General features: G+C 44.4%; 25 protein-coding genes. 12 read left to right on the plus strand and 13 right to left on the minus strand.

Features of this window, described 5'->3' with window-relative positions:
- Positions 1 to 27: 27 nt before the first annotated feature.
- Both QUB04_RS20580 and QUB04_RS20585 read right to left on the minus strand, forming a co-directional pair.
- Positions 28 to 858 carry a prepilin peptidase gene (locus tag QUB04_RS20580; protein ID WP_333287155.1) on the minus strand — a complete coding sequence of 277 codons (831 nt, stop codon included), beginning with the start codon at positions 856 to 858 and terminating at the stop codon, positions 28 to 30.
- Between the two features lie 277 nt (positions 859 to 1,135).
- The gene (locus QUB04_RS20585; RefSeq protein ID WP_333287157.1) at positions 1,136 to 1,396 is read right to left on the minus strand and encodes a hypothetical protein; all 261 of its coding nucleotides are present in this window, start codon (positions 1,394 to 1,396) and stop codon (positions 1,136 to 1,138) included.
- A gap of 88 nt (positions 1,397 to 1,484) precedes the next feature.
- Here QUB04_RS20585 and QUB04_RS20590 point away from each other — a divergent pair, with 88 nt between their 5' ends.
- A complete protein-coding gene (locus QUB04_RS20590; RefSeq protein ID WP_333287159.1) occupies positions 1,485 to 3,062 on the plus strand; it encodes an adenylate/guanylate cyclase domain-containing protein in 1,578 nt (525 codons plus the stop codon).
- 243 nt (positions 3,063 to 3,305) lie between these two features.
- Here the strand turns inward: QUB04_RS20590 and QUB04_RS20595 are convergent, their stop codons facing one another.
- The 6 genes from QUB04_RS20595 to QUB04_RS20620 all read right to left on the minus strand — a co-directional run bounded on the left by QUB04_RS20595 (position 3,306) and on the right by QUB04_RS20620 (position 6,549).
- On the minus strand, positions 3,306 to 3,815 hold the full coding sequence (locus QUB04_RS20595) for an N-acetyltransferase (RefSeq protein ID WP_333287161.1): 510 nt from the start codon (positions 3,813 to 3,815) through the stop codon (positions 3,306 to 3,308).
- A 268-nt stretch (positions 3,816 to 4,083) separates the two neighbouring features.
- Positions 4,084 to 4,338: a YgiT-type zinc finger protein gene (locus tag QUB04_RS20600; protein WP_333287163.1), complete on the minus strand. Its 255-nt coding sequence runs from the start codon at positions 4,336 to 4,338 to the stop codon at positions 4,084 to 4,086.
- On the minus strand, positions 4,331 to 4,627 hold the full coding sequence (locus QUB04_RS20605) for a DUF4258 domain-containing protein (RefSeq protein ID WP_333056916.1): 297 nt from the start codon (positions 4,625 to 4,627) through the stop codon (positions 4,331 to 4,333). The genes QUB04_RS20600 and QUB04_RS20605 overlap by 8 nt, the downstream gene beginning before the upstream one ends.
- A 115-nt stretch (positions 4,628 to 4,742) precedes the next feature.
- Positions 4,743 to 5,807, minus strand: coding sequence for a tetratricopeptide repeat protein (locus QUB04_RS20610; RefSeq protein ID WP_333287165.1), 1,065 nt, complete (start codon positions 5,805 to 5,807; stop codon positions 4,743 to 4,745).
- A gap of 81 nt (positions 5,808 to 5,888) precedes the next feature.
- On the minus strand, positions 5,889 to 6,152 hold the full coding sequence (locus tag QUB04_RS20615; RefSeq protein ID WP_333287167.1) for a hypothetical protein: 264 nt from the start codon (positions 6,150 to 6,152) through the stop codon (positions 5,889 to 5,891).
- A gap of 103 nt (positions 6,153 to 6,255) precedes the next feature.
- Positions 6,256 to 6,549 carry a hypothetical protein gene (locus QUB04_RS20620; RefSeq protein ID WP_333287169.1) on the minus strand — a complete coding sequence of 98 codons (294 nt, stop codon included), beginning with the start codon at positions 6,547 to 6,549 and terminating at the stop codon, positions 6,256 to 6,258.
- A gap of 261 nt (positions 6,550 to 6,810) precedes the next feature.
- Between QUB04_RS20620 and QUB04_RS20625 the strand changes: the two genes are divergently transcribed.
- On the plus strand, positions 6,811 to 7,743 hold the full coding sequence (locus tag QUB04_RS20625; protein ID WP_333287172.1) for a LysR family transcriptional regulator: 933 nt from the start codon (positions 6,811 to 6,813) through the stop codon (positions 7,741 to 7,743).
- Positions 7,744 to 7,885: 142 nt separating this feature from the next.
- On the opposite strand, the gene QUB04_RS20630 is transcribed toward QUB04_RS20625, so the two are convergent.
- Together QUB04_RS20630 and QUB04_RS20635 are read right to left on the minus strand one after the other, a co-directional pair.
- On the minus strand, positions 7,886 to 8,218 hold the full coding sequence (locus QUB04_RS20630) for a hypothetical protein (RefSeq protein ID WP_333287174.1): 333 nt from the start codon (positions 8,216 to 8,218) through the stop codon (positions 7,886 to 7,888).
- A 53-nt stretch (positions 8,219 to 8,271) separates the two neighbouring features.
- Positions 8,272 to 9,207, minus strand: coding sequence for an AraC family transcriptional regulator (locus tag QUB04_RS20635; RefSeq protein WP_333287176.1), 936 nt, complete (start codon positions 9,205 to 9,207; stop codon positions 8,272 to 8,274).
- Between the two features lie 176 nt (positions 9,208 to 9,383).
- On the opposite strand from QUB04_RS20635, the gene QUB04_RS20640 reads away from it, so the two are divergent.
- Positions 9,384 to 10,151: an SDR family oxidoreductase gene (locus QUB04_RS20640; RefSeq protein WP_333287178.1), complete on the plus strand. Its 768-nt coding sequence runs from the start codon at positions 9,384 to 9,386 to the stop codon at positions 10,149 to 10,151.
- 33 nt (positions 10,152 to 10,184) lie between these two features.
- Positions 10,185 to 10,922 carry an SDR family oxidoreductase gene (locus tag QUB04_RS20645; protein WP_333287180.1) on the plus strand — a complete coding sequence of 246 codons (738 nt, stop codon included), beginning with the start codon at positions 10,185 to 10,187 and terminating at the stop codon, positions 10,920 to 10,922.
- Between the two features lie 155 nt (positions 10,923 to 11,077).
- Here the strand turns inward: QUB04_RS20645 and ispD are convergent, their stop codons facing one another.
- Complete coding sequence (ispD, locus tag QUB04_RS20650) at positions 11,078 to 11,764, minus strand: 2-C-methyl-D-erythritol 4-phosphate cytidylyltransferase (RefSeq protein ID WP_333287182.1); 687 nt, start codon at positions 11,762 to 11,764, stop codon at positions 11,078 to 11,080.
- A gap of 172 nt (positions 11,765 to 11,936) precedes the next feature.
- Here ispD and QUB04_RS20655 point away from each other — a divergent pair, with 172 nt between their 5' ends.
- Entirely contained in the window at positions 11,937 to 12,899 is a 963-nt protein-coding gene (locus QUB04_RS20655) for a glycosyltransferase family 9 protein (protein ID WP_333287243.1), read from the plus strand.
- Between the two features lie 80 nt (positions 12,900 to 12,979).
- Here QUB04_RS20655 and QUB04_RS20660 read toward each other — a convergent pair whose 3' ends face one another.
- Complete coding sequence (locus tag QUB04_RS20660; protein WP_333287184.1) at positions 12,980 to 13,342, minus strand: TRADD-N-associated membrane domain-containing protein; 363 nt, start codon at positions 13,340 to 13,342, stop codon at positions 12,980 to 12,982.
- 253 nt (positions 13,343 to 13,595) lie between these two features.
- Between QUB04_RS20660 and QUB04_RS20665 the strand changes: the two genes are divergently transcribed.
- The 7 genes from QUB04_RS20665 to QUB04_RS20695 all read left to right on the plus strand — a co-directional run bounded on the left by QUB04_RS20665 (position 13,596) and on the right by QUB04_RS20695 (position 20,299).
- Positions 13,596 to 15,062 carry an ATP-binding protein gene (locus QUB04_RS20665; protein ID WP_333287186.1) on the plus strand — a complete coding sequence of 489 codons (1,467 nt, stop codon included), beginning with the start codon at positions 13,596 to 13,598 and terminating at the stop codon, positions 15,060 to 15,062.
- A gap of 61 nt (positions 15,063 to 15,123) precedes the next feature.
- On the plus strand, positions 15,124 to 16,476 hold the full coding sequence (locus QUB04_RS20670; protein ID WP_333287188.1) for an AAA family ATPase: 1,353 nt from the start codon (positions 15,124 to 15,126) through the stop codon (positions 16,474 to 16,476).
- A gap of 174 nt (positions 16,477 to 16,650) precedes the next feature.
- Positions 16,651 to 17,925: an RNA-guided endonuclease TnpB family protein gene (locus QUB04_RS20675; protein ID WP_333287190.1), complete on the plus strand. Its 1,275-nt coding sequence runs from the start codon at positions 16,651 to 16,653 to the stop codon at positions 17,923 to 17,925.
- 35 nt (positions 17,926 to 17,960) lie between these two features.
- Positions 17,961 to 18,149: a hypothetical protein gene (locus tag QUB04_RS20680; RefSeq protein WP_445301080.1), complete on the plus strand. Its 189-nt coding sequence runs from the start codon at positions 17,961 to 17,963 to the stop codon at positions 18,147 to 18,149.
- Entirely contained in the window at positions 18,146 to 18,634 is a 489-nt protein-coding gene (locus tag QUB04_RS20685; protein ID WP_333287194.1) for a hypothetical protein, read from the plus strand. The genes QUB04_RS20680 and QUB04_RS20685 overlap by 4 nt, the downstream gene beginning before the upstream one ends.
- 138 nt (positions 18,635 to 18,772) lie before the next feature.
- Positions 18,773 to 19,453, plus strand: coding sequence for a hypothetical protein (locus tag QUB04_RS20690; protein WP_333287196.1), 681 nt, complete (start codon positions 18,773 to 18,775; stop codon positions 19,451 to 19,453).
- A 264-nt stretch (positions 19,454 to 19,717) separates the two neighbouring features.
- Positions 19,718 to 20,299 (plus strand): HAD family hydrolase, encoded by a 582-nt coding sequence (locus QUB04_RS20695; RefSeq protein ID WP_333287198.1) that lies wholly within the window; start codon positions 19,718 to 19,720, stop codon positions 20,297 to 20,299.
- Between the two features lie 15 nt (positions 20,300 to 20,314).
- Here QUB04_RS20695 and QUB04_RS20700 read toward each other — a convergent pair whose 3' ends face one another.
- A complete protein-coding gene (locus QUB04_RS20700) occupies positions 20,315 to 21,544 on the minus strand; it encodes an ATP-binding protein (protein ID WP_333142219.1) in 1,230 nt (409 codons plus the stop codon).

A 21,544-nucleotide genomic window follows, 5' to 3' on the forward strand; every position in this document is an offset into this window, starting at 1 on the left:
GTTCGATCGCGCCTGACTACCTGCCGATCAGAAACTAAAATTCGGGAAAAACAACTGCCAGTAACTAGATAAGATCGCTTCGCCCCACAGAGCAGTAATTGCTGTACCTAGAGCCAGAAACGGGCCGAAAGGCATGGGTTGACGCCGATCGAGCAACCCGATAGCGATCGCCCCACCACCAACAAAAGCCCCGGCGACACAGGCAATAAATCCCGCTAGCAGCAAGTATTTCCAGCCCAGCCAAGCTCCCATCAAGGCGGCTAATTTGGTATCTCCGGCGCCCATAGCATTCTGCCCCAGGCCGATTGTCCCGGCGAGTCCAATCGCGTCAAACAGCCACAACCCGACAACTGCTCCCGCGATCCCGTCGAGTACCAGATAGTTTACCGAGTCGATCAGACTAAATGTCGGCCACCAACCTTTCGCCATTTGGAAAACCAATCCGAGCACCAAACCCGATCGAGTTAAAGAATTAGGCAAAGTCATTGTATCGCAATCAATCAAAGACAAAGCCAACAGCCAGCTAAACAAAGCCCAAAAACCAAGAGTTTGCACTGTTACGCCAAACCGCCAGAAGATTAACAAAAACAGCAAACCCGTAGCAGCTTCCACCAGTGGATAGCGGGCAGAAATCCGACTGTGGCAGTGATTGCAGCGTCCCCGCAGCCATAGCCAACCGAAAACGGGTATATTTTCGTAATTTCTGAGTTGATTTAAACATTTGGGACAGCGAGAAGGAGGGTGGATCACCGACAAACCGGCAGGCAACCGATAGACTACCACATTTAGAAAGCTGCCAATAGCCGCTCCGAAAATAAAGACGATCGCCGTGACAAGGGAATTAAAGATAAGTTCCATTAAGTTGTCTGTTGACTGTTCACTGTTGACTGTTCACTGTTCACTGTTGACTGTTGTCTGTGGTTATTTATTAATTGTTAGATTGTGTCCGGTCAATTACCAATAAGGTTTGTAGTAGGGACTTTAGTCAAAAGTAAAATTATGAGGACTAAAGTTCTCACTACAAACCTATTTTTTGACACTCGTTCGAGCCAACATAAATATTAGTTGTCAATGCCCCATGCCCCATGCCCCATGCCCCATGCCCCATGCCCCATGCCCAATGACCAATTACTAATTAATACATTTGAGATTCAATTTCGTCAAAAGTAACAAAACGTTCACCTGGCAACAAAACTGGCTGCGAAGCAAAAATTAGCTGGCCTCGATCGCTTCCTTGACTGACAACTACACCGGCCGGACGCTGCATCTGCTCGGAATGCACTTTCAGATACATACCATAGGCCGATCGAGCAGCTCGGATCAAATCGGGAGCTAGCAAGCTGTGACTTTCGGAAGTTTCTATCGGGGGTTTAGGGTTTGGCTGGTATGGGGTCACTGGAAACTTATCATAATGGTATAGGTCGAGCTCTTGGTATTGCCTCTCGATCGATAGAACTTACCTTATTTTTTAAGAATAAACTTAGGTGGAAATTATTAATAGATTAACCTACAATCCTCCCTTGGCTGCGATCGAACTGCGGCTGCGATCGCTCCTTTCGGCTCAACTGTACGCTGCTGCGTGGGTAGATCCGTCCCCCGCAACGCTAATGGGGGTTTTCGATCACCTGCGAACTCTGCGCTACATCCTCCACGACTACGTGCCCCGGCCCGTGTCCGAATCTCCGCCCAACCCCGGCGAGGTGCGCTACCAGTGGCAAACAGGCACCTTGCTGTTCACCGATTTGGCAGGGTTTACGTCGCTGTTGGAAGCGAATGCGACCCAGGGGCGCAAAGGAGCGGAAAGCCTGCTGGGCGTGATTAACGACTATTTTGCCTCGATGATTGAAATTGTCAGCAAATCGGGCGGGGATTTGCTGGAGTTTACCGGAGATGCGATGCTGGTGCAGTTTCCGTCTGGAGTTTACCAAGAGGATACAGCGAGGGCGGTGCGGGCTGGTTTGCGGATGCAGCGGGCGATGGCTCAATTTGCCAATATTGAAACGGCGCGGGGTGTTTTGTCTTTGAGGATGCGGGTGGGCATCCACTGCGGCCGCTATATTAGTGCTGACATCGGTACCCCGCTACGGATGGCTCACGTACTGCTGGGGCATTCAGTTCAGCAAGCCAAGCAAGCTGAGGGTTCTGGAACTGTGGGGCGGGTGTGTGTGACTGAAATTGCTAGAGAGTCTTTGGGAGAGGAATTTCGTTTTGAACCGGGCAAACCGGGTTATTTTTTGGTGGCGGACGATTTCACGGACGATCGACTCGGAGAGTATGATATCACTTTGACTCGGCGGCGGATGCCGAGTTCGGTATTGCTCGATCGCAGCGTTGCGGGTTTGGTAAGCGAAATCGGGCAAGCTGTGAATCGGCTGGAACCCCTTGCTAGTTATATTCCCAAAACTATCCTGAGACTGCTGGTGGAAAATGCAGACAGGCGGAAAATTCCGCCGGATTTTCCTGAACCGACGGTGATGTTTGTCAACTTGATAGGTTTACCGGAGTCTGTGGAGAAAGCTTCGCCGGAGGAAGAAGTCAATCTGGTAGTGAGTTTTTCTCGGGTGTTTGCGTCGATCGATGCTGTAGTCTCAGCTAAAGGGGGCGTGTTGCAAAAAGTAACGGCGCACTTAGATGGTTCGGATATGCTGATTTATTTTGGCGTGCCCGACGCTCACAGGGATGATGCCAGCCGCGCGGCTAGTGCGGCGATTGCGATCCGAGATATCATTTCAGGTTTGCCGCCAGTAATTATCGGCGGTGAAGAGGTGGGAGTAAGCTGTCAAATTGGGCTATCCCTGGGGCCGGTGTTTGCTGCTGAGGTTGGGGAACCGCGAGGGCGCAGGGAGTTTAATATCCTCGGCGATACGGTGAATACGGCGGCTCGGTTGATGAGCAAGGCGGCGGAAAACCAAATTTTGATTGCTGAAAGGGTGTGTGAGTCGATCGAGCTAAACTTCATTTGCGAGGCTTTGGGAGCTGTTTCTCTGAAGGGGAAATCTGCTCAAACTCCGATTTTTGCTTTGCAAGGTGCAAAAGGGGAGAAGGGAAAAGCGGGCGTTTAAATAACTTTGCTGGGCAATAGTTGTACAGGTTTTATGGTTCACAAAGGCAAGTACAGCACAACCATTTTCCACTGTGACTACTAAATGTTATTTTTATAATTTTTTACGATACTGCACAATAAAAACCGCCAGTTCGTCAGATCAGTTCCGGTTGCATCGGAATGATTTAACCGCAGAGAACGCAGAGAACGCAGAGGGAGATCAGAGAGAGATGAATAATTCCGATGAAGGGCGGAATTAATATCACTCGCAGAGACTAAACTCCGATCGATACTTCACCGTTCCGCTGCAATCCTGCAAGGCTCCACTTTCTAACTCCAACACCATAAAAGCCTCATCGGGCACATCATATTCACATTTTAAGGTCTTCCTACTAGCAGGAATAAACCCAAAACGCGGATAAAAATCTGGATGACCAAGCACAACTACTGCCTGAAATCCCGATCGCCCGCACTCTTTTAAACCCTCCTGAATCAGCAGCGTTCCTATACCTTGGCGCTGATATTCCGGAAGAACTGCGACTGGTGCCAACCCCAGAATCGACAAATTGCTAGAACATTTTCCTGCGACAACAACCGGACTGAAGAAAATGTGTCCGACAATGCGATCGGATTCTACCGCAACGAAGGAAAATGTAGATGCAATTCCCCGCAATTTATCGACTAAGTTAGCCTCATTTTCTCGCCCGAATGCCGCAATATTAATGTTGCGAACAGCTTCTACATCTTCTGGCTTTTCGGTACGGATATCCATAGCTTAGATTAATGGTTGTGCGGCCCCTCTGGCAGACAAATTACTACAGAAATTGTTTCTATCTTTCGATCGCGATATCAATCAAATTATAGCGCCCCTGAAGCCTTTTTCCTCTTTTTGAGTTATATATTTTTGGCAAGCCATTATACAACGACTTGCAGATAAATGCCAAATCGTCGCCAAAGTCGATCGATCGCTTCCAATCTTAACCCCCGGACAGTCTCCTTTATCGTCACAGCGTTTTAATGCAATTAAAGCGCTCCACTGGTTATGCTGATTCTAAATGAGTAACCGGAATTTGTTCGGTTCTTTCAGGCAATCTCGCTCCAGTTGCAACGGCATGAACCGCATGAAGAATATCGGCTGAATAGTATCGATTGCCGCAGTTATCGCAAACACCGATGGTCACATCTTCAAGAATGACAAATCCATTTTTATGTTTGAATGCCTCGCGCTTGACAGTGCGGGGTTGAACGGTTCCTTCGCAATACTCACATCTGTATTTATACATACGATTAGCCATTAAGTTGAGTGACTTCATAAACCGTGATGATTAGATAACGTCCGTTACTAGCGAAACGTCCAACCACTCCAACAGGTGTTTGTCGATCCAGTGCAGTCCCCACTACTACATATTTTGTACCTCTGGGGTCGTCTTTTTCAACCCGGATAATCTGACCGCTCAGAACCGCCTCTTCTACATCCAGGATAGTCAGCAAGTCCTCAGCCATTTCTTCCATTGCGTGGGCTGACATATCGTACTGGCGGAGGCGAATTTTCTCTCTGATACGGTCAATATCGTTGCGAGGCACTGGCTGATTAATGTTACATCCAGGCAATCATAGCAAGTTATTGTTCAAAAATCTATCATTTTCAATTCCTTAAATATCTGGTTTTACTTCCTTCGACCCGACTTACTAACTACTCTTATTGCGGTACAAGCTGACCGGAAGACAATCGCTTAATGCCCTCCATCGCTGTAGTTTCTCCGGCTTTGTCGCCGCCCTCGCGGGCAATTTTTAAAGCTCCCTCGTAGGATTCTAGAGCTTGAGCATTTTGACCGAGACTTTCATGAATTGCGCCCATATTGTTGAGCAAGCGTCCGATACTTGTCTTGTCACCGATAGATTCTAACATCGGTATTGCTTGCTGAAAATAGATCAGCGCTTGAGTATCTTTGCCGAGTTTGCGGGAGGTAAGTGCCATGTTGTTGAGGAGGCGGCCGACGCCAGCCCTGTCTCCGATTTCCCGGCGAATTGCTAAAGCTTGATGGTAAAATTCCATCGCTCTATTAAAGTCGCCGATGTTGTAGTAGACGCCGCCCATGTTATTGAGGGTACGACCTAAATCGCGCCGATCGCCGGCGGCCGTGCGAATCGTCCGCGCTTGCTGGTAAAATTCGATCGCCTTGGCGTAATTGACCTGTTCTGCGTACACGGCCGCGATGTTGTGGAGGGATTCTCCAATTTCAATTTGGTCGTCGGTAGTTTTGGCAAGTTCCAAAGCTTCTTGGTGCAGTTTCATCGCTTCGGAAAAATTGTCCCCAATCCGGTTGACGAAACCTATGAGATTGAGAGTGCGCGCGGTACGACGCCCTCCGCTGATTTCTCGGTGAATGACTAAAGCTTGCTGCAGAACTTCCAAAGCTTTGGGCCTCAAACCCATTTCGCCATAAACTTCCCCCATATTGTTGAGGGTTTCTCCGATTCCCGCTTGGTCGCCTAGTTGCTTGCGAATTGCCAAAACTTGCTCAAAACTCTGAATTGCTTCTCGAAACAAACCCTCGCGGTGCTGTTTTACTCCTGTTTCAAAGAGTTCGTCTGCTTGCGTTTTGGGGTCAGTTGCCTGAGCGAGCTCGCTCGCTTGGGCGCGCCTCGCATTTATAATTGGGGCATAAGCCCGGGCGTCTGAAATTGCCAGCAAGGTGAGTGCGGGCGATAACACAATACTTATAGCTGCGAGATAGCTGAAGTGATAAGAGCGGCAGTGCACCGATCGAGTCCTCCAATAGCTAAGTGATAACTATTAAGATAGAGCTTTTTGGGGTGTTCCTGCCAAATTTTTTCTCAATCTCTAGGTTCTGACTGGGTTTTTGTCTTGCCAGACTGCCATAATCAGCGGCATATTGTTGAGAGCGGATATGACAGCAAAGTTTTTGCTGGGTGGAAGCGATGCTTTTTCAGGGCTTTGCAAGATGATGTCCTGTTGGTCAACCGTGATCCAAGCAATTCCTGACAAAACTTGAATTTCTCGATGAGTTTGAGGCAATCTGTATACCTCGTTTTCCATCAGAATAATGCGATCTGGCGCTGCACATTCGGAAGATATTTGAAGCATAGCATCTCCTACTTGGTAATTGGTAATTGCTAATGGGTAATTGCTAATGGGTAATTGCTAATCGAGGACTGTATTTCACTTCATTTCTACGCAACCCACACTACTATTGGCAATAACGCCGATCGATCCAAGCGCGCATTTCATCATCCGTCGCCACGCAGGTAAAACGACCAGTCGCCCGATCGCAACCGTGCCACCAAGTGTTACCATAGCGATCGCACGTCTGCCAAATTCTCAGTTCGTCCTCACTAGAAATGAGGTAGAGCAAAAACTGCCCAATTTTTTTTATAGCTGAAAAGAGAGATAGCCCTTTATGTTTTTCGGATGGTTTAGCTCGATCGGCTATCAAAAAAAACATCATTATTCGGGGGTTTATCCGACTGTTGTAAGTAGACATAGCCAACACCTTAAAGTGATAACTCCTACAAAGATTGCACCAATACAATTACAAAAAACAGCTTTGAACTGCAATATTTTCATCACAATTACAGCACAATATTTTTGTCGTGCAATTCCTGTAAAAGTCTATCTGTTACCTGATAAATTAACCTTAACTCTAGGGCAATTGACAATCAAAGCATTGCTTGCATAGGTTGTATGAATAAAATCGATATATCGAAGCCCTTGTGACAATTTGGGTACTACTGGCACAAACGCTATGAACGAAATCAATACGCGGCGGATGAAACTCTCTCAGATTCAAGCTTTGATAGCTGTAGCAGACTGTGAAAACTTTAGCGAGGCGGCTTTGCAATTGGAACTGTCCCAATCCGCCGTCAGCCACGCCATCGCCTCTTTAGAAACAGAATTGGGAGTGCAATTGTTCCACCGGGGGCGACACGGTGCTCAACTGACGCCAGTGGGGGAAAGGGTAGTGAGTCACGGGCGTCAAATAGCCTGCGCCTTAGAAATGATGGTCAAAGAAGCGGATTTGGAAAAAGGTTTGCAGGGAGGCCAGGTACGGATAGTTACTTTTCGGAGTGTCGCAACTCATATCCTACCGGGTATTATTGCTAAATTTCGCAGTTGCTTTCCCAAAATTACGGTCAGCATTGCCGAAGTTTATTATACCCAAGCTGTGGAAGAGGCTTTGCGATCGGGCAAAGCAGACATCGGTTTTGTCTCTCTTCCCATCTCCGATGAATTTGAAACTAGAGAAATTTTGCGGGATAAATATGTTGTGTTGCTGCCACCAACTGCCAAATTGTCAAGTGCTAAGATTACCTGGAAAGAATTAGCGGCTTATCCGTTGATTTTGCAGCCGGCAGAAATTGCTTGTTCTGTACCGCTGCGAAAATATTTGACAACTTCGGGGTTTCCCTTAAATATCGCTTACGAACTCAGCGAAGATTCAACTATTGTCAGTATGGTGATGCAAGGTTTGGGTGCAGCAATTCTGCCGCGTTTGGCTGCGGAACCGATACCATCTTCGGTGAAAGTTTGCAGTTTACCGGCGGATTTTGAAAGGGTAATTGGGGTGGCTGTTTTGAGGGATGGGTTGTTGATTCCGGCCGTGTTTGCGTTTTTGGATTTAGTTAAAAGTGCCGCAGACGTTGATAGTGAGGGTGAGTTTCCGATTAATCCTTCATGATAAACTTAAGCCAGTTGTTATTGGTTATTGGTCAGATTGGGATTTTGTGACCGCAGATATCAGCAGATGAACACAGATGGGATTTTATCTGAGTTCATCTGCGGTAAAAAAAATGGCATAAAATAGTACGATCGCTGATTGCCTATTTCATGCGCTTTGCAACAAGACTAGAACTGTCGCCTTGGTGGAATTTGATTCGACCATCTACCGAGTTTTTATCCTTTAATTTGAGCCAACCGCTACCAGATGCAGCATCGTTCTCGTCATTACCGTCCCATGTAAACTCAAATCGCTGATCCTTTCCATCTTTTACGACTTCGCCGTCAATTTCACCTGATACTAAACCGAATTGAAATTCTCCTGAACCTGTTTCATCAATCTCGATATAGGCTTCAACTTCCATGTCCAAGTAATCACTATCCCACATTCCCATCTCTGTGATCCGCCATTTACCGCTATATTGCATTTCTTTCATCCTCCACTTGTCTTAACGGAACAACCAAACCAATATAGTCGAAACAGTTACGCTCAAGCAGTACGCAAACGCTCAATGTCTTTAATCGGCGGCGCACCAAACATACGAGAATATTCGCGGCTGAACTGTGAGGGGCTTTCATAACCCACCTGATAAGCAGCATTTGCCGCATCGGAGTTTTCGGCAAGCATCAGGCGACGTGCTTCTAATAATCTTAATTGCTTTTGATATTGAAGTGGACTCATCGATGTCACTTCTTTAAAATGGTGATGGAAAGATGAAGGAGACATATGGACTTGTCCTGCGAGATACTCAACCCGCATCGGCTTTGTAAAATCAGCTTTGATGAGTTTTATCGCCGAAGCGATGCGCTGCATATTGCTGCCAGATGTCGCAATCTGGCGGACTGCTTCGCCTTGTTCGCCTATTAAAAGGCGGTAATAGATTTCGCGGATAATCATCGGTGCCAGGATAGGGATATCCTGTGGCGTATCCAAAAGTCTTGTCAGTCTGAGGGCGCAATCGAGCAACGGTGCATCGGCGGTGCTGACGAACAAACCTCTAACAGAGTTTTCTTTCTTATTCGCACTTGGCTTGGTTTGAGCAGTAATAATGTCACAGAGTTGGCGCGGATCTAGATTCAGCTTTAATCCTAAATACGGCTTGTCTGGGGTAGCCTCTACAACAAATCCGCTAATCGGCAAATCAACCGAAACCACAAGATATTGAGCCTGGCCATAACGATAGGTTTCCTCACCCAGCAACGCTTCTTTTTTGCCCTGAATGACGATGCCGAGAACAGGTTGATAGACACAGTGCAGTGCGGAGGGAACAAAAGATTCTCGTATAAATTCCAGTTTGTCTATCTCTGTTTTATGAAAACCGTTCCCTTTGCTGTCGGTGTGCCGAGTTAGCAATGCCGCCAGTTCTTGACACTGATTGCCGATCGCATCTTGGTTTATTACTTGGTTGAGCATTTCAATCGCCATGCTAGTATTTTGATTGATTTAACCATTTCCTTTTGCTCATCATAGAGCATCTTGAGCCATTCCTAAAAGAGGGCTTTGGAGGATTAGGCAATAAATTGCGAGGTCTGTGTATTCAAAACCCTTGCTTTTACTCATAGGATGAACACATCTGAATCAAACAGTAAAAGGATAAGGCAATGACCAAAGACAAGACAAAAATCGCATTGGTAACAGGGGCGAGCCGAGGACTTGGAAAAAATACGGCTTTGACTCTTGCCAGAAAAGGAGTCGATGTCATCGTGACATATCACAACAGCGAGGAGGATGCCCAAAATGTCGTATCTGCGATCGCCGAAATCGGAGCTCAAGCCGTTGCACTGCAACTGGATACTTCAAACACTAAAACCTTTGACGGTTTTGTGGAACAAGTCAAGCAGTCACTTCAAGATAAATGGCAGACAGAGAATTTTGATTACCTCGTGAATAATGCTGGTGTTGGTGTTCATGCGTCTTTTGCTGATACCACCGAAGATGATTTCGATCGATTGATGAATATTCATGTAAAGGGCGTTTTTTTCCTCACGCAGAAACTTCTGCCTTTGATAAATGATGGAGGACGGATAGTCAATATTTCCTCTGGGCTTGCCCGTTTTGCTCTACCGGGCTATGCAGCTTATGCAAGCATGAAGGGAGCGATCGAAGTTTTGACCCGATACATGGCGAAAGAACTGGGACACAGACAGATTGCTGTGAATGTGATAGCCCCAGGCGCAATTGAAACGGATTTCAATGGCGGTGCGGTGCGTGACAATCCTGAGATTAACAGCTTTATCGCTTCGCAAACTGCCTTGGGTCGCGTCGGTCTTCCTGATGATATCGGCGGTGCGATCGCGGCTTTGCTATCGGAAGAGAACAGATGGGTGAATGCACAGAGAATCGAAGTCTCTGGCGGTCAGTTTCTTTAATTCAAGTCAACCTTAAGAAAAGGAAAAATAACCATGTTGAACGTAGAAAATAAAGTTGTTGTGATCACTGGAGCCAGTAGCGGAATCGGTGAAGCCACCGCTAAGTTGCTGTCCAAAAAAGGCGCAAAAGTTGTTTTAGGCGCACGTCGCACCGATCGCCTAGAAGCGATCGCCAAAGACATTCGTGCGGAGGGTGGAACAGTCGAATACCAGGCTCTAGATGTGACGCAACGCAGTCAAATGGAGGATCTCGTTCAATTCGCCCAAAGCAAGTTCGATCGCGTAGATGTCCTGATTAACAATGCTGGCATTATGCCCCTATCCGCACTCGAACAACTGAAAGTTGAGGAATGGGATCGCATGATTGATGTCAATATCAAAGGTGTTTTGTACGGCATCGCGGCGGCACTTCCTGTGATGAAAGCCCAAAAGTCTGGTCAGATTATCAATCTTTCCTCGATCGGCGGACACGCGGTTTCTCCTACTGCTGCTGTTTACTGTGCTACTAAATTTGCCGTTGGAGCAATCTCAGAAGGCTTGAGACAAGAAGTTGGGGGCGACATTCGGGTGACGGTGATTTCTCCTGGAGTAACGGAGTCTGAGTTAGCCGAGAGCATCACTGATGAAGCTGCAAAATCGGGAATGCAAGAATTTCGCAAAATATCTATTCCTGCTGCTGCGATCGCGCGGTCGATTGTATTTGCGATCGAACAACCTGACGATGTTGATGTTAGCGAAATTATTGTCCGACCAACAGCCAGCCCTTACTAAGTAGGTCAATTTAATTAAATCTAAAAGGCGAGGGTTATTAGATACCCAACTTCTTTTAAAAGTCGGGTATCTGGGTATTCGGAGTTTTTATGAGGACTTAGTTAGCTTACCAATTCCCCTTGCCAATTCCCAATTGCGCCTTACACAATTCAAAACTATTTCCCGTATCTTTGCCGTAAAATAAATTCAGCCAGTGCTAAATCAACGGGGGTTGTGACTTTCAAGTTCGTCTCTTCCCCCTCCACAATTTGCACTGGTAAACCGCATTTTTCAAACAAAGCTGCATCGTCGGTAACTTCCCAATTTTTCTCTCGCCCTTCTTGGTGACACTGCTTTAACAATTTCACTTCAAATCCTTGGGGAGTCTGGGCTGCCCACAAATTGCTTCTGTCAGGGGTGTCTCGCACGATCCGACGCTCATCTACGACCTTAATCGTATCCTTGACCGGGACGGCGACAATCAAGCCGGGACAGGTCAAGAGGGCCTCTGCAGATCGATCGAACAATTCAGCAGTTGCCAAACACCTCGCGCCGTCGTGAATCAACACTCGCTCGGCATTGGGCGGCAAAGCCTGCAAACCGTTGTAAACTGACTCTTGCCTGGTGGCGCCTCCTTGAATCAGTTCCACGGGCTTAACCAAAGATAAATCGGTCAGAATTGCTTTAAAATCAGAAAAATCGTCTGGCTGGCCCATGATGCCAATCCAGCTAATGTGCTGCGAAGCTTCAGCCGCAGCCAAAGTCCAACTCAGCAAAGGTTTAGAGAGCAAAGTCAGCAGCAGTTTGTTCCGCTGACTCCCCATCCGTCGCCCCGAACCCGCTGCAGGAATTAATAAGTGCATTTACTAACCGTTTTTAACCCAACTAGATATATATAATAAGAGCGTCCTGTACTTTTGAGTCTGTTGTTTAGCTGTCAGCCAGTAGCTTTTAAGGTCTAGAAATACTATAAGCTGATAGTTGAGAGCCGATCTCTGAGAGCTACCTCGATCAATAATAGCCCGATCGTTTATGATGCGAATACTAGCACTTGTCCCTGGCGGGATTGGCGACCAAATTTTATTTTTCCCCACTCTTGATGACCTCAAGCAGTCTTATCCCGACGCGCAAATTGATGTCATCGTGGAACCGAGGGCAAAGGGTGCTTACCGAGTCTGCAAATCCGTCAAAGAAGTCTTGACGTACAATTTCAAAGACCGCAACGCTATGGCAGATTTGGGCAATTTACTGGGTGTAATTCGCGATCGCGAATACGAAGCAGTAATTTCCCTAGGCCAGCGGTGGACTGTAGGGCTGCTACTGTGGCTGACCGGCATTCCGCAGAGAGTTGGCTATTCGGGAACCAACGGCGCTCGATTTCTCACTGCTGCTGTACCGCTGAAAACTGAACAGTACGCCGCTTCAATGTACCACGATTTGCTGCAAGGATTTAATATTACAAATCCTTGTCCGGCGATCGCAATTAATGTACCAAAACAGGATATTCAGTGGGCGGAAGCCGAACAGCACCGGTTGGGCGTAAAAGAAAGCGGCTACATTTTGATTCACGGCGGTTCCAGTCAATTAGCTGTGTCTAAAGGTATTGACAAAATTTACCCTACAGACAAGTGGAAGCAAATCATCGCAGACTGTCAGCAGCGGCAGCCGAATTTGCCTGTTGTTGTTGTGAAAGGCCCAGAAGATGCAGACTTCGTGACAAAGTTAGTCGAGTTATGTCCGAATGTAAAAGTTATCTCGCCGGATGATGTCGGCAAGTTGGCGGCGACAATTGCTGCTGCTAATTTGATGATATGTACTGACAGTGCGCCGATGCACTTAGCTGTGGCGGTTCAAACTTATACAATAGCTTTGTTCGGCCCGACTGAACCGGCGAAATTGTTGCCAAAGAGCGATCGATTTTTGGGCATTAAATCTCCTACTGGCAAAATGGCAGACATCTCTCCTCAAGAGGTTTTAAAGAAGGTTTGGGGCGGCTAAGAACAAAAGTTCGTAGTAAGGACTTTTTAGCTGGTTCCCAGGCTCTGTCTGGGAACCCATATCTAGAGGCTCTGCCTCGCTTATCGGGGCTTCACAGGAGGCGGAGCCTGGGGACGAGGAATCTTTTTCCGTAATTCCTCTTTCGCTCTTCGTTTTTCAACAAGCTCCATCATCTCCTGTAATTCCTTCTTCTTTTGGTTTGCAAACCGAGTGGCGGCAACAGTTGTTACTCCTCCCGCTGCAGTAGTGATAGCACCTTCCCGAACTTGATTAACATAAACAAGTCCCACACCTACGAAAGCAAGAATTGCCGATGTACCGATGACGGTAAGGGCGACATTGTAGCTTTGGCGAGCTTGTCGCAGCCATTCTTCCAGTATTTCTTCTGCAATGTCGCTATAATCTTGATCGGGGTGCGATTTGCTGGATAAGTTAGATTTCATTTAACAGACCTCTTTGGTTTATCAATAATTGTTTTGTGTCCTGACAAAATCATGACATCAATTTCATTTACTGCGGTTTATCACAGGTATATAATTAGGTATATGAGAGGTCTGTTTAATCAAAGTATAGTCAAGGTCTAATCAAAGTAGAAAAAGCATTCCCAGATTTGGTATAAGGTTTGAATTTGATAATTTGATTGACAGATTTGTTTAGTTAATTTACAATTAAAAATTAAAATTTGGGTTAACTTATATGGATTGGAAGGAATTTATTGAAGGTGAATCTGGGAGACATGGGTTATCTAAGGAACAAATGGAAACATTATTAGAAACATTATGCTCTTCTACAGATGCACACACAAGTCAGAAAAACATTGCAGATAAATTCAATATATCAGTACCTACTGTCAAACAACGGATGGGAGAGGTTTACAAGGGATTTGAAAGAACCTTTCCTGAACTTGGTAAACAAAAAGGCGCAGGTAAGTTGAGGCTTTTGTATAAAAACTTAAGAGAGAACTATAGTCAAATATCCCAACCAGTAGTTACTCCTCAAGCTTCTAACTCATCTCCCTATCCAGAAGAATTTATATCGTTAATAAAAAACAACAATAAGACTTTTTGTGGCCGCCGATTTGTTTTTGAAGCTTTTGAGCAATTTATCAGCACCAATGAAAAAGGTTACTTTGTCTTAGTCGGGTATGCAGGAATGGGCAAAACCTCTCTTGTTGCCAAGTATGTTTATGATCATCCAGAGGTAATTTCTTACTTTTTTACCAGGGATTATCAAAATAAACCAGAGCAATTTTTAAACTGTATTCGCCGACAACTTATTGACCGTTATGATTTGGATAACTCAGAAGAAGATAATCTACCTGCCTTGTTGTCTAAAATTACAAACAACACGAAATTTAGTGGACGATTAGTCATTGTTGTTGACGATCTTGATGAAGTTGACCAAGGCAAAGTAGGGGGAAGAAATATTTTATATTTACCTAAAACTTTACCTGATGGAGTTTATTTTTTCCTAACAAGACAACCTTCTAATCTTAAGACAGATTATTATAATCTTAATAAAGATTATTTAAATACCGACTTAGGTACTCCAGTATATCAATTTAATTTGACTGATCAACGTCATATTGAACTTCACTATAAAGATATGACTGATTACCTGTCATATCCTAATGCTCAACAGAATCAATTGAATAGCAAAATCAATCATTGGATGAAGAATCACAATATCAGCAGAGAAACAATTATTGAAAGGATAGCTAAAAAAAGTGAAAACAACTTTAGATGTCTCAACTATTTAATACAAGATATTCTGGATGATTTTTATCAGGAGCCAATTTTCAATAAGTTAACGCCTGCACTGAGTAGGTATTATCAAACCCATTGGGAGGGTATGGAAATACAGGAACATGAACATAAATTAAGAAGGCAAGTTCTGTTATATATATTAGTTTATAAGAATGGCTGTCAGATTCCTATTGATCAACTCGATGTAATTGCTGGTGAAGAGAAATGTGATATTGAAGATGTTTTGCGTGATTGGCTTAAGTATTTGAGACAAGAAACAAAATTCGGTAAAAACTATTATACTATCTACCATAGTAATTTCATTGAATTTATACAATCTCAAAATACAATGGAATCAAACCGACCTATCTTTCAAACAATAAACCAGAGAATAAAGGAGTATCTAAGATCACCTTAAAGCAAAACTAAAGTATTTGATTAAACTTAAAAAAGCTAACAACCATACCTAAAAAAATCCTATGCACCAATCCGATAAAGTTCAATCCAGTCAAACTGGAAAAATAAAGCTCAGAGAATCATACCAAAAAGCTGATTTTACCATAGAAAAACTAGCGATTCAAGCTCATGTTTCCCCTGACACAATTAAAAGATTACTCGGCACAAAACAAAATATTAATGGCGTAAACAGATGGCAAGTTACCAAAATAGCGGAAGTTTTAGGAATAGAACCAACAGATATTGTTGACCCCAAAGATTGGTATGCCAAAAATTCGCTGCCGCCAGAGTTTGAATCACTTATAGCAGAAAAAAATCAATCCTTTTGCGGCCGCCAATTTGTTTTTGATGCTTTTCAGCAATTTATCAATGAAAATCCTTGCGGTTATTTTACAATCATCGGCGATGCGGGAATGGGCAAAACTTCGATCGTTGCCAAGTACGTCTCTGAACATCAATCTCCCTGCTACTTTAATATTCTTGTCGAAGGTCGTAACAGACCAGAATTGTTTTTGAAGAGCATTCGTCAGCAATTAATTGACCGCTATCAATTGCAAAATTTAGCAGATGCAGATTTACCAACTTTACTGGTAAACGTGGTGGACAAACTCACTACTGGCGAACGTTTGGTAATTGCGATTGATGCACTCGATGAAGTTGAACAAGAAGCAGGACAAAATCTTTTACACTTACCCACAACTCTGCCAAATCGGGTTTATTTCTTGCTAACGAGGCGACCCTATAACCTCAGCCATAAGCGGTTGTCTGTATCTCCTGGAGTTCCTGTAAAAGACTTATATTTAAGAGAAGGCGATATCAAAGAATATATTCGCTTTGCTCTTAATACCGATTCTGACGATAACAATGGACTGAGAAACTGGATTCAAACCCGCAGCATTCCCGATACAACTTTTGTCGAGCAAATGGCAGACAAAAGCGAAAATAATTTTATGTATTTGCGCTATGTTTTGCCAGCAATTGCTAAGGGCGATTACAATGACTTAAGTTTAAAGCAATTGCCAGACGGGCTGCAAGAGTATTATCAAAACCACTGGGTGCGGATGGGAATGGAAGCTAAGCCAGGGCAATTGATGGAGATTATCTTGTATATTTTACTAGAGTTTGGTACTCCGATCACCTGCGAGATGATTGCTGGAATTGCCGAGGTGGATGAATGCGATGTGAAACAGGTTTTAGAAGATGAATTTGTTGAGTATTTGAGAAAGCAGAATGTAGACGGACAAATCTGCTACAGTATTTATCATGGTAGTTTTCTTGATTTTCTGAAATCCAAACAGAAGATGGATTCAAAGCGAAAGATTTTTAAGGAAATAAATCAACGGATTGCTGACTATTTAGAACAGGCAATGACATAAAATGGGAAAATTTGCGGACAAGTTGGCGACATAAAAAACTTCCGAGCAACTTATTTATCTGGACAGCTTTCGGACGATCGCGATCGCGAATCCACATTAATTTATGTTAAAGCCTAACACAACCTTGATTAAAGTCAGCTACCATAAACACAGAAACACGGTAAGCTCGAAGCCATGTACAGAGCAATCAAAGTTAGAATCTATCCCACGGCGGAGCAAGAATCCTATCTAGCTCAATGTTTTGGTAATACTAGATGGTTGTGGAATTATATGCTTAATGCCACAACTACTACCTATAAAGAAACAGGGAAAGGTCTATCTAAGGCTGCAATGGACAAACTTCTACCTGGATTGAAAAAAGAATACGAGTGGTTAGGGCTGGCTTATAGCCAAGTTCTACAACGGGTAACATTTAATTTGTCTAGGGCCTTCGTCAATTTCTTTGAATTCCGGGCAAAATATCCAACTTTCAAATCCAAGTATGGTAAGCAATCAATTCAATATCCTCAAAATGTGAAATTGATGGTAGAGAATTCTACTATTAAATTTCCTGGCAGTTTGGGTATCGTCAAAGCCGTATTTCATAGAGACCTACCATTCGTAAAATTCACGACTGTTTCGGTGTCTAAAAATACCGAGGGCAAATACTATGCCTCCATTCTTTTCAACCAAGAAGATAGACCTGTAACTGCGATCGTAGAAGCAATTGGTATTGATCTTGGCTTAAAAAACTTTGCCATAACTTCAGATGGGTCAAAATATGACTTGCCTAAAAAACAGTTAGCAAAACTAGAAAAAAACCGAAAACGCAAGCAACAGAAATTAGCAAGAAAGAAAAATAAAGCTTCAAAAAAGCGTCAAAAAGCTAAAGGTTTAGTGGCCAACGTATCTAGTAAGATTGCTAGAGTGAGACAGGATTTTCTACATAAGCTATCTCGCAAGATAGCCTACGAAAACCAAGTGATTTGTGTAGAAGATTTAGCAGTAAAAAACCTGGTCAAGAATCACAAGCTTGCTAAAGTTATTAGTGACCAAGGTTGGGGAATGTTCCTGACAATGCTTAAATATAAAGCCGAGCAATTCGGACATACATATCAAGAAATAGGACGTTTTTTTCCTTCTTCTCAATTATGTAGTGAAACTTTGTTGCCGATACCCGCATTACAAAAAGGATGTGATTCTTTGGGTGTCAGGTTTGTAGATTGTCCCCACTGCTTAAAACAACATGACCGCGATATTAATGCGGCAATAAATATCAGAAATGAAGGTTTGCGATTATTGGCGTTAGGAACTAGCGCTACTGCCCTTGGAGGGGATGTAAGACCAAAACTATCAGGAGGTAAAAAATCTCTGATAGTCGAGGCAATCCCTGATGAATTGGGAAGCCTACACTGTAGCGTCAGCGGGCGTGTAGGTAGTTCACTCTCAAAGGTCACAGCAAGTCGGTAAAAGCAGTCGCCGTCACTGCGGATGGCAAGCGGGCGATTTCTGGTTCAGATGACAATACCCTCAAAGTCTGGGAGTTGTTGAGTGGAAATGTGATTGCCAGTTTCACGGGTGAAAGCTCGATCGCCTCTTGCGCGATCGCCCCCGATGGAGTCACAATTGTAGCAGGCGATCGATCGGGCCGCGTCTATTTCCTGCGGTTAGAAGGCATGGAGGAACTAACATGAATTCCTCACCTCTGCCAACTCCCATCTCTACCGCTGCTTACCCAATAGAATTTCAGCAACTCCTGCGAGAAAAAACCGAGAATTTTGCAGGGCGCAAGTTTGTTTTTTCTGCGATATCCGACTTTTTGGACTCCCACAGCCGCGGTTATTTCACAATTGTCGGCACTCCCGGCTGCGGCAAAAGTTCCATCCTCGCCCAATATGTCACCGCCCATCCTCGCAGTATCTATTACAACGCTGCTGTTGAGGGCAAAAATCGAGCTGAAGATTTTCTCGCTTCTGTCTGCACTCAACTGATTGACAAATACCTTGCCGCCAATGGGGAAACATCGGAAATCCTCAATCTCAAATCTCAACTTCAAAATCTCGAATCCGATGATGGGAGTTGGTTTCTGTCTTTGTTGCTTCAGCAAATTACAATAGTCCGGACAGTTTTTATAGGGCTGAATGGCTTAGGCTCTAAGACTTTGAGCCACTGTGGATAATTAAATCAATGTCAGCTTTACCCCTGACTTACATTTAATTCGACTTTTTTATGATCCTTGCCCTGTAAAGCTTGTAGTATCGTTCCAAAAACTGTCCGGAGTATTGAAATTAGCGATAAATTAGCCGATCGCCAAAAGTTGATAATAGTCATTGATTCTGTAGACGCGATCGCCCGCACGAGTCAGCCTCCCAGCACAAATCTGTTTTATCTGCCGAGATATTTGGGCGATCGTACTTATTTTATCCTCGCCCGCCGCCCGTTTTTGAGAGAGAAATCCGGTTTGTTAATTGAAACGCCCTCTCAAACTCTCGATTTAAGAGATTATCCCGCCCAAAATCGGGAGGATGCCCTGAACTACATTCAGCAATACCTATCAACCGCACCGGATTTAACTCAACCCGAATTCTGCCAACAACTCGCAACTGTCAGCGAAAACAATTTTATGTATCTGAGTCAGATGTTAAGGGCGATCGGCGAGAATCCACACCCCGATGCTAATCTGGGAGAGTCCTCACTTCTCTCTGAAATTCCTCCCGGTTTAGCAGCGTATTATCAAAACCACTGGCTGCGGATGAGAGGTGATGGCTTATCGGCAGTTGACTTGTCTGTGCTGAATGTTTTGGTAAAATCCCCAACAGGTTTGTCTGTAAGTGCGATATCCAATATAATTGATCAGGATGAATACGATGTTGAAAAAGTGTTAGACAATTGGATCGAGTTCTTAAATAAACAAGAAATTGGAGGAGAAATTTGCTATAGTTTGTATCATGATAGTTTCCGCGAATGGCTAGGCAAACAATCTATTTTAGAATCATGATGAGGACACGGCAGTGTCCATTGGAGTCAACTTAACGTTACACCGATAGTCCGACAGGGGTTGAAACCCCTGCCTCAAAGCGAAAGTCCTCTAAAAGAGGACTAATGAATGATTCAGTCCTCTTTTAGAGGACTTTAGCTATTAGACAGGGAATTCATTCCCTGGCGGACTAGCGGGTAGGCGGGAGGACTAGCGGAGGAAAAGTTTAAGTAATATCAATTCCGATGCCACCGAGTTTTATATTATATCAAAAACAATACAACAATGAAACGAGCAGTATTTCTTGACAGAGATGGCGTTCTCAATATCGAAGTCGGCTACATCCACAAAGTAGAAGATTTGAATTTAATCCCCGGAATAGCCCAAGCTGTACGCCGCTTAAATGACCAACAAATATTTTGCTGTTTGGTTTCCAATCAATCCGGTCCAGCCAGGGGTTATAATCCGGTTAGCCACGTAGAAGCTTTGCACAAACGCCTGTGTCACTTATTAGAAAATGAAGCAGGAGCCAAGTTAGATGCTCTTTATTACTGTCCTTATTTAAGCGCAGCCGAAGGCGGAACAAACCCCGAATTTACGCGGTATTCGACTTGGCGAAAACCAAATACAGGGATGTTAGTAGCGGCGGCTTGGGAATACGATTTGGATTTGCGAAATAGTTTTATGGTGGGGGATAAAGCGACTGATGTTGATATGGCTCACAATGCCGGCTGTACTGGCATTTTGGTGCAGACTGGTTACGGGGAAAGCGTGTTGAGTGGGGAGTATCAGCACCATACTAAACCGGATTTTATTGCAGCAAATTTAGCGGTGGCGGTGGACTGGATTTTGCAACACTTTGATTAGTTTTTGTAGGGGCATTTAAGTTTTTTGCCGTTGAGTCGAACAGGAAAGTGCTACGTAAGGAAGCGCGACTGTGAAGGTTGTACCCACGCCCATTTTGCTTTCGCAGGCGATCGCGCCTCCTTGCAATTCGACAGCTTTTTTAACAATGGTTAATCCCAAACCGTTACCTTTAATCTTTCCCGTATTCTTGCAGCGGTAGAACATTTCAAATATTTTCCCTACTTCGGTTTCTGGGATGCCGATACCTTCGTCTCGGATACGCATAATTAGTAAGGGAGAGTTAATATTTGTAAATAGGGAATTGCCAAACAAACACTGAGGAGATAAGCAGAAAATAGCTTCTTTGTCTCCCTCGCCTGCTTGACGGTATTCCAATTCCAAGGTGACTTGCCCGCCGTTTGGAGAATATTTCATGGCGTTGACGATTAAGTTAGAAATAATGCCGTGCAGCAATTGTTGATCTAATATTGCACTGGTAACATCTGATGGGATTAATGTTAGTTTGTGCTTGGCTTCATTTCCTAACTGCAATTGATCGAGCAAGTCTTGACAAAATTCGACTAAATTTATCGGTAATGGATTGCATTTGAGTTGACCTGCTTCTGCTCTCCCCATAAACAGCATATCATCGATTAGCTGGTTCATCTTTTGGGTAGCTGAGTGCACCAGGCGCAGGGTTCTAACTTGGGATTCGTCACGGCTGCGAGTTCGATCGAGCTCTAGAAGTTCCGCAGAGATTAAAATCGCGTTGAGCGGGTTCCGCAATTCGTGAGCGGCCATTGAAATATACTGGTTTTGGCGGTGCGATTTTTCTTCCACCGACTCTGTGGCTGCTTCCGCGGCTTTGAGAGATTCTCGCATCTTGGTTTCGATTTCGTGTCTGTGCAGGGCAATCTCGATCGCCACCCGTAAATCATTTTGTTGAAATGGTTTTATAATGTAACCGAATGGATCTGTAAGTTTCGCTCTTTGCAGCGTTTTATCGTCGGCATAAGCTGTTAAAAATACTGTCGGTACATTCATATTAGTTCTGATTTTTTCGGCTGCTGTTACCCCGTCTATCTCACCTTTAAGCACGATGTCCATCAACACTAAATCGGGCGGGGTTTCTAGAGCTTTTTGAATTGCTTCTTCTCCTGAAGAAACTGTAGCGGTTACTGCATATCCCAGTTTTTTTAATCGGCCTGCTATGTCTTGCGCTACAATAACTTCGTCTTCGACAACCAAAATTTTTATAGGGTTCAT

The organism is Microcoleus sp. D2_18a_B4 (genome assembly GCF_036702475.1).
Taxonomy (GTDB): domain Bacteria; phylum Cyanobacteriota; class Cyanobacteriia; order Cyanobacteriales; family Microcoleaceae; genus Microcoleus.